Annotated in this window: 5 protein-coding genes; all 5 read right to left on the reverse strand. The window is 70.6% G+C overall.

Annotated elements, in window-relative coordinates; genetic code table 11:
* Positions 1–11 precede the first annotated feature (11 nt).
* Complete coding sequence (locus tag ACFWY9_RS21930) at positions 12–1574, reverse strand: NAD(P)-binding domain-containing protein (RefSeq protein WP_378322898.1); 1563 nt, start codon at positions 1572–1574, stop codon at positions 12–14.
* A gap of 104 nt (positions 1575–1678) precedes the next feature.
* On the reverse strand, positions 1679–2737 hold the full coding sequence (locus ACFWY9_RS21935; RefSeq protein ID WP_378339794.1) for an LLM class flavin-dependent oxidoreductase: 1059 nt from the start codon (positions 2735–2737) through the stop codon (positions 1679–1681).
* A 54-nt stretch (positions 2738–2791) separates the two neighbouring features.
* A complete protein-coding gene (locus ACFWY9_RS21940; RefSeq protein ID WP_378339795.1) occupies positions 2792–4618 on the reverse strand; it encodes an ABC transporter ATP-binding protein in 1827 nt (608 codons plus the stop codon).
* Entirely contained in the window at positions 4618–6168 is a 1551-nt protein-coding gene (locus ACFWY9_RS21945) for a hypothetical protein (protein WP_378339796.1), read from the reverse strand. The genes ACFWY9_RS21940 and ACFWY9_RS21945 overlap by 1 nt, the downstream gene beginning before the upstream one ends.
* A complete protein-coding gene (gene skfB, locus ACFWY9_RS21950) occupies positions 6161–7492 on the reverse strand; it encodes a sporulation killing factor system radical SAM maturase (RefSeq protein ID WP_378339797.1) in 1332 nt (443 codons plus the stop codon). The genes ACFWY9_RS21945 and skfB overlap by 8 nt, the downstream gene beginning before the upstream one ends.
* Between the last annotated feature and the right edge of the window lie 182 nt (positions 7493–7674).

Below are 7674 nucleotides of genomic sequence, written 5' to 3' on the forward strand. Positions count from 1 at the left end.
CGATCCGCACGTCAGGCGACGGCCGGTACGCCGCTGAGCGCGTCGGCGACGAATTCGCGCAGCGGCAGCAGGTACTCGTCCTCGTCGGTCCATTCGTTGTAGATCTGCTCAGGCAAATGCTTGACCGCCACCAGTTCGCCGTCGCGGAAATGCCTGACCACCGGGTGCATGTAGCGATCCTCGTTGGCCGGATCGGCTTCCCACGCACGACCCGCCTCGACGTCGAACGGGTCGATCGCGGAATGTCCGGCACCGTATTCCAGCGAAACCGTGATGACGGTGCCCGTCGCGCCGTAGCCCGGTTTGTGCAGCAGGTCGAACGGCATTTCCTCGTGGTACCGCGCGGTGCTCGCCCCGGCGGGCACCGACACGAAGTCGCACAGGAAACCGAACTGCTGAAAGAGCGCGGAAGTGTGGGCGAGCCGGTCCAGCAGCGCGCCGGCGATGGCCCCCGGTTCGGCGGGCAGCGCCAGGGACGGCCACTCGACGCCGTCGTAGCGGTGGGCCAGCACATGGCTCAGCGCGCGTACCCCGTAACGGAATCCGTGGATGAACGCGCTGGTGTACTTCTTGAAATCACGGGACTGGGTCAGCGTCCCCGCGAAGAACAGGCCGGGAACGTTCACCGACTCCCATTCCTCGGTCAGTTTCGGGAACCGGTCCTTGATGGTCAGTTCCGGGCGCGCGCCCTCGCCGAAAATGCTGTCGTCCAAAGCGAACCCGGTGCAGGTGAGCACCCGGTCGTACACCAGCGTCACGGTTTTGGGCCTGCGTGCATAGGTCAACGTCACGTGGTACTCGCCGCCGCGCCGCTCGATCCGGTCGATGGTCGCGTCCAGCACCATGTTCTGCGTCTTGAGCTGGTAGGTGTCGAGGAAGTTGTTGTTCACCGCGCGCAGATGGCCGATGAAGTGGGTGCGCCAGGCGAACTTCAGCGCGCTGGGGCCGAGCACGTGGATCCGCGCGGCGTGCTCGTTGAGGTTGTCGGCGGTCTCGAAACCGGAGTTGCCCTTGCCGATGACCAGCACCCGCTGGTCGGTGAACTCCTCGGGTTCGACCGGCATGTCCCAGTACCGCTCGGTCGTTTCGATGCCCGGGATCCCTGGCACGTAGGAGCGGCCGAACCCGGTGGCCACCACGACGCGCTTCGCGGTGATCCGCTCGCCGTTTTCGGTCGTGGCGACGAAGTCGTCGGGGCGCTCCAGCACGGCGATCCGGGTGTCGTACCGGATGTTCAGGCCATACGCGTCGGCGAAGTCGGCGAGATAGCGCACGTAGTCGTCGGCGTGTGGGAAGAACTTGCCGGTGTACTCGGTGAACCGCAGCTTCGGATCGTCGGACAGCAGCGAGTTCCAGTCCATCCGCAGGTTCCGCTCGGCGTCGTCCGAACCGGTGTGCGGCTTGTTGATGGAGATCATCCGCCGATGCCGGGGGAAGGCGCGAAACGTCGTGCCCGCCGATTCGCCTGCCTCGACCACCAGGTAGTCGCTGCCCGCCCGGTCGAGGAAGTACGCGAGCTGGGTGCCCGCCGGACCGGCGCCGATGATCAGGTACTCCACGGCTTCGCTGCCCACGCCACGACCTCCCGTTATTCGCCTGGCCGGAACAAGCCGGACCGTATCCGCGAGTTCTCAGGAAAACCTCAGAGCCGGAAGCGCCGGTGTCCACAAAGGACGGATCAACCGGTCGCCAGGCGGCGGCGAACCTCGGGGAGCACCTCCTCGCCCATCCGCTTGACGTTGGCCAGCACGCTGTCGTGCTCCCCGGCGACCTCCACCTGGCACAGCACCCGGCGGGCGCCCGACTCGCGGATCTGGCCGACCAGCCGCTCGACGCAGACCTCCGGCGCCCCGACCGGATGCGTGGCCAGCGCGGACTCGGTCAGCCGGTCGACGACCTGCTCGTGCGGGGCGTCGTGGTCGCCCCGCCGCGGCACGTCCACCAACGGCCGGTACCGGCTGTTCGCCAGGACGAACTCCCCCGCCGCGCGGCGCATCACCCGGCGTGCCTCGTCCGGAGTGTCGGCCACGTGCGCGAACAGGGCCATCCCGTGCGCGTAGCCGTCACCGGGATGACCCGCGGCCAGGGCGACGCGGGCGTGTTCGGCGATCATGGCGGCCTTCGCGCCGGCGTCCTTGTCGAAGAACAGCAGCATGGGCAGCCCCCGGGACGCGGCCAGTTCCACCGACGCCGACGAGTTCGCGGCGACGTAGACCGGCGGCGGCCCGGCGTCCGCGGGGCCGGGTTCCGGGGTGACCTCGCGGAAGCGGTACAGCTCGGAGTCGGCGGACACCGGGCCGGCGAGAGCGGCCAGTGTCAGGTCCAGCGCCTCGGGCAGCCCGTGCCGCCAGTACTCGACACCCCGGCCGATGACCTCGTAGTCCACGACCGGCTGTGCCCGGCCGACGCCGAGGTCGAACCGGCCGCCCGACAGGTGATCCAGCAGCGCGGCCTGTTCGGCGACGTGCACCGGCGAATGCAGCGGGAGCACGGTGACCGCCGTGCCGACCCGCACCGTGCTGGTCCGGCCGAGCAGGTAACCGGCGAACGTCAGCGCGGACGGATTGACCCCGAACGGCACGAAATGATGCTCGGTCACCCACACGTCGTCGAAGCCCGCCGCCTCGGCGGCCTGAGCGGTGGCCACCCCGCGGGCCAGCACCTCACTCGCCGTCTGCCCCTCGTATCGGCTGGTGAACACGAACGCGCCGATACGCACCTCGTTGTCGATGCTCATGACGGCATCCTCGCCCGCCGACGCGCGCCGGGGATTGGACAAATGGGAACGCTGTCACACGAGCTGTCCCGCGAGCCGCTGGTACAGCGGTTCCCCGCCGAGCAGGTCCTCGTGCCGCCCGGTCGCGACCACGTGTCCCCTGTCGAGCACCGCGATCTGCTCGACGTCGCGGACGGTGGACAGCCGGTGCGCGATCACCAGGACCGTGCACCGCTGGGCGACCCGCCGCACGGTGGCGGTCAGCATCGCCTCGTTCTCCGCGTCCAGCTGCGCGGTGGGCTCGTCAAGCAGCAGCAGCGTCGGACGGCACAGCAGCGCCCGCGCGATCGCCACGCGTTGCCGCTCCCCGCCGGACAACTGCACACCTCGATCGCCGACCTCGGAGTCCAGCCCGTCGGGCAGCCGCTCGACAAGACCGGTGAGGTTGGTCATCCCCAGCACTTCCGTCAGCTCGGCTTCGGTGGCCTCCGGTGCGGCGTAACACAAGTTGGACCGCAGTGAGCCCCACAGCATGGGCGCTTCCTGCTGGACGTAGCCGATGCGGGCACGCAGATCGCCGATCGGCAGCGCGCCCAGTTCCGCGCCGCCGAGCATGATCGCGCCGGAATCCGGCTCGTAGAACCGTTCGATCAGCGCGAAGATCGTGGACTTGCCCGCGCCGGACGGCCCGACCAGCGCTGTCCGGGTGTGCGCGGGCACGGTCAGCGAAGCTTCCCGCAGCACGGGCCGGTCCTCGGCGTATCCGAACGACACCTTGTCCAGCACCAGTTCGGCGGCGCGCGACTCCTCCGCCACCGCGGTGGCGGTCTCCCCGCCCGGCTCCTGCGGCAGCTGGAGAGTGTCCTGGATCCGTTGCAGGGCACCGAGACCGCGCTGCACCGACGTCGCCGCGTGCAGGATCATCACCAGCGGCATGACCAGCATCATCAGGTACAGCAGGAAACCAACCAGCTCACCGAGGTCCATCGTGCCGCCCGCGACCCTGGCGCCACCGACGCCGAGCACGAGCAGGAACGAGCCGTTCGCCGCGATGGACATCGTGGGCGAAACCACCGAGTCCAGCTTCGCCGCCCGGACCCCGGCCCGGTAGGCCGCGCGGGCCCTGGCCTCGATCCTGGCCGACTCCCGCCCCTGCGCCCGGCTGGCGAGCACCGTGCGGACCGCGCCGAGCGCGCGGTCCAGGTCGGCGGTCATCTCCCCGACGCGGGTCTGCGCCTCCTCGGACGCGCCGCGGATCCCCCACAGCGCCAGCCCGACCAGCGCCGTCGCCACCACCACCGTGGCGAGGACGAGCACGAACATCGACACGTCGATCAGCAGCATCATGATCACCGAGCCGCCGAGGCCGACCACGCCGACCACCGCCTCGACCACCCCCGAGGAGACGACCTCGCGCAGGAGCGTGGTGTCGGTGCCCACCCTGGCCAGCAGATCACCGGAACGCAGGCGATCGTGCTCGCGCACGGGCAGGTGCAGCAGGTGCGAGATCAACCTGCTCCGCACGCCGAACACCATGCCCTCGCCCGAACGCTGGAGCAGGAAGCTCTGCAGGCCGCCGAGCAGCGCCTCGCCGAGGAACAGCGCCGCCAGCGCGAAGACCAGCCACGTCACCTGGCCGCCGATGTTGTTGATCACCCGCATCACGAGAAGCGGCTGGACCAGCGACATCCCGGCGCCGAGCAGCCCCAGCACCAGTGCGCCGATCAGGGAAGCCCGCTGTGGCCGCAGATAACGCGCGAGATCGCGCAGCCTGGCGCGCGGTCCCGCGCCGTCCGGGTAGCCGGTGATCGGCGGCGGGCCGGACCAGTCGATCTCCGCCGGGTCCGCGGTCGTGCCGGCCTCCGGCGACGTCTGCCGGGACGAGAGTCTGGAACCGATCATCAGTGCCTCGCGATCACTCGTCGGCCGTGCGCTTTCTTGTCCGCCGACCGGGTACGACGTGCCGCGCGCTCCCCCGGCGTACGTTCGCCGGCCAGCAACGGCACGATCATCGACGCCGCGTTGTAGACCACGTGCGCGAGCAAGGCGGCGATCAGCCCCACCTCCACCACCACTACTCCCAGCACGGTCCCCACGACGAACAATTCACCCATCCGGATCCATCGCGGCCGCACGACCGAACCGCTGTGCATCGCCGCCCACAACGCGGCGGGCACCGCGGCCGCGAGCAGCGGTTCGCCGGTGAGCCACAGGCACACCGGCACGCCCAGCAACCGGAACACGGTCTCCTCGCTGATCGCGCTCTGCAGGGTGACGCCTGCGACGTGGCCGACACCGACTCCGGCGTGCCGGAGTGACCGCCGGTCCGGCGCGGTGGTGACCCGGGCGATCCCGAAGTGCGCGAGCAGCGCGTAGCCCGCGGCGGCGAGTCCGAGCCAGGCCGCCCCGAGCCAGGCTCCCCAGCCTGCCTGGCGTACCGGATCGTCCAGCAGCGGCAGGCCGATCCGCTGGGCGACAACGGTTCCGGCCAGCACGGCGAGCACGACGACGGACGTGGACACGATCGCCGAGATCAGCGACATCGCCACGTTCAGCACGCGGAAGGCGGACCAGGACAGCTTGCCGTCGTACCCGTTGACCACCGAACCCTGCATCGCCGCGTACTCGGTGCCCAGCACCGCGAGCAGGACCGGCACGGTGAGCGCCACGAGCAGGACCGGATCGATCCGGCCCCCGCCGAACGCGAGGATGGCCACGCCGACGACCATCGCGACCACCGCGCCGAGCATGCCGCCGACCCCGGCGACCGCGTCGCGCTGCTCGGCGCGATCGACGTCCTCGGCGTCCGGGGTGACCACCTCCACGTCCGAGTCGACCCGGAGCACGGCGGTGCCGACGGTCTCCACGTTCAGGTCGATCCGCAGGTCGCCGGTGCCGGTACGCAGCCGGTGCGTTCGCTCGACGCCGCCCTCGCTGAGTTCGAGTTCGCCCTGCCCGCTGACCTTCGTCCCCGACCACAGCCCGGCCGCCCCGCCGTCCAGTCGCGGCAGCAGTTCGGCCGTCGTCAGCTCCGCCGCGGTCCGTTCGCGCGCCACGACCAGGTGCCGGACCGGACCGTCGATGTCGAACAGCAGCACCTCCCCGCGCGCCGACAGGCCGACCAGCACGCTGCCGGTGCCGTCCCGGACGAACCGGACCCGCCAGGCCCCGCGCAGCCCCCAGCGCCGGAGGAACGCGTCGTCGCGGTCGGCGGCGTCGAGCTGGTGCAGCTTGTCCACGATTTCGTCGTCGAACCACAAGGTGCCGAAGCTCCGCCAGCCGCTGACGTCGGCGCCGCACAGCCGCCGCACCGCCACCACGGCCTGCTCGATCGCCTCCTGCCTGGTCTGCGCGCGGGACGGGGTCAGCGACGGGTAGGCGCTGCGCCGGTATCGCACGAACAGCAGGACCACCACCGGAAGGCTCAGCCCGAGGATCAGCAGCTCAGCCACAGCAGCCCTCCCTTCCGGCACAGCAGGACGTACCGGCGGCGGGCCACCGCGCCGACAACCCGAAGGGCACGTCGGCTTCCTCGTCGATGCGGAGGTTGCGCACGCACGCGCAGTCGGTCGCCTCGCCGCGGATCACGGCCAGCCGCGCGGGGTCCCCGATCCGGCCGAACGGCTCGGCGCGGACGTCGCCGAACGCCGTTTCCTCCACCTGGCAAGGAGTCACCTTCCCGTCGGCGCGGATGTACCAGCTGAGGTAGCCGGGCGTGAGGAACTCGACCGGCACTCCCGCGCCGGCGAACTCCTGGTCCGGGTCGGCACAGCGGTCCCAGCCGACGACGTCGATCCCCAGGTCCCGCTCGTTCACCCGGGTGAACTGCTTGACCACCGCGTTCACCTGGTCCTTGGTCAGCACGAACCCGGCGTCGGTGCCGCGGCCGACCGGTACCGTCGCGCCCGCGCGGAACAGCAGGGCGCCCGCGGCGGCCACATCCTCGATGACCGGCTCGACGTCGCCGTGGTTGGCGGGCGAGACCGTCATCGCCACGAACACCGGCACCCCCGCCGAGCTCAGCCGCTCGATGGTGGACAGCGCGCGCCGGTACGACCCGGCCCGCCCGCGCAGCAGGTCGTGGTGCTCGGCGCGGCCGTCGATGCTCACCTGTGCGCGGACGTTTCCGCAGCTCGCGACGTACTCGATCAGACGGTCGGACCAGGCGAGCCCGTTGGTGAAGATGTCCACGTTGTCGATCAGCGCGCTCGCCACGGCGAGGATCCGGGGGAACTCCGCGGCGATGGTGGGTTCCCCGCCGGTCAGGGTGACGGCGGCGGTACCCGCCTCGGCGAGCCGTTCGAGGACGGCGGTCCATTCGCCGGCGCACAGTTCGGCGGGCATCGGATCGCCGGAGCCCGCGTAGCAGAACGAACACCGCAGATTGCAGCGGTTGGTCAGCTGCAAGGTCGCGTTGAGGGGCAGATACGCCGCGGTGGACCCGCTCACCTTCACCCCGCCACGCAGTTCGCCCGCCAGCCAGCTCTCGGTCACCGGATGGGCGCCGAGAAGACGTTCGATATACCGCCGGGCCGTTTCGACGGGCTCGTTGTCCAGATGACTGCGTAGCCTGGCCACGGCGGCCACGCTGCCGGCGCGCGCCATTTGCAACGCGAGTTCCAGCGCCAGCCCGCTCATTCTGACGTAGTAAAGACTCTGCCTGTCGACAAATATTCCCCCGTTCGGCTGCAGATGTATCCCCCAGACGACCGGGTCGTCCCGTTTCCCCGCGTCGTGCCCGAGATCGGCACCCGCGTCGTCCACCACGACTCCCATGGCTCTCACATCCCCGTATCCGATGAATCGCGCCCGTGCCCGTACCAACGGCTTCCCGCCCGCTCCGCGGATCGGTGTCCTGTCCGAGTGGAGCTCGCCAACGCCAAGGGACCCCCCCCCGGCAAAAACCGCGGCCCCCGCGGCGCCCCGCCCCCCCCCCCGCGCCGCCCCACACCGCCCCC

The organism is Amycolatopsis sp. NPDC059027, assembly GCF_042739735.1.
Classification (GTDB): domain Bacteria; phylum Actinomycetota; class Actinomycetes; order Mycobacteriales; family Pseudonocardiaceae; genus Amycolatopsis.

Excerpts from the sequence above, each read along its gene's own strand:
- ACFWY9_RS21935 (WP_378339794.1), bottom strand. The coding sequence starts at position 2,737 with ATGAGCATCGACAACGAGGTGCGTATCGGCGCGTTCGTGTTCACCAGC.
- ACFWY9_RS21940 (WP_378339795.1), bottom strand. The coding sequence starts at position 4,618 with ATGATCGGTTCCAGACTCTCGTCCCGGCAGACGTCGCCGGAGGCCGGC.
- skfB (WP_378339797.1), bottom strand. The coding sequence starts at position 7,492 with ATGGGAGTCGTGGTGGACGACGCGGGTGCCGATCTCGGGCACGACGCG.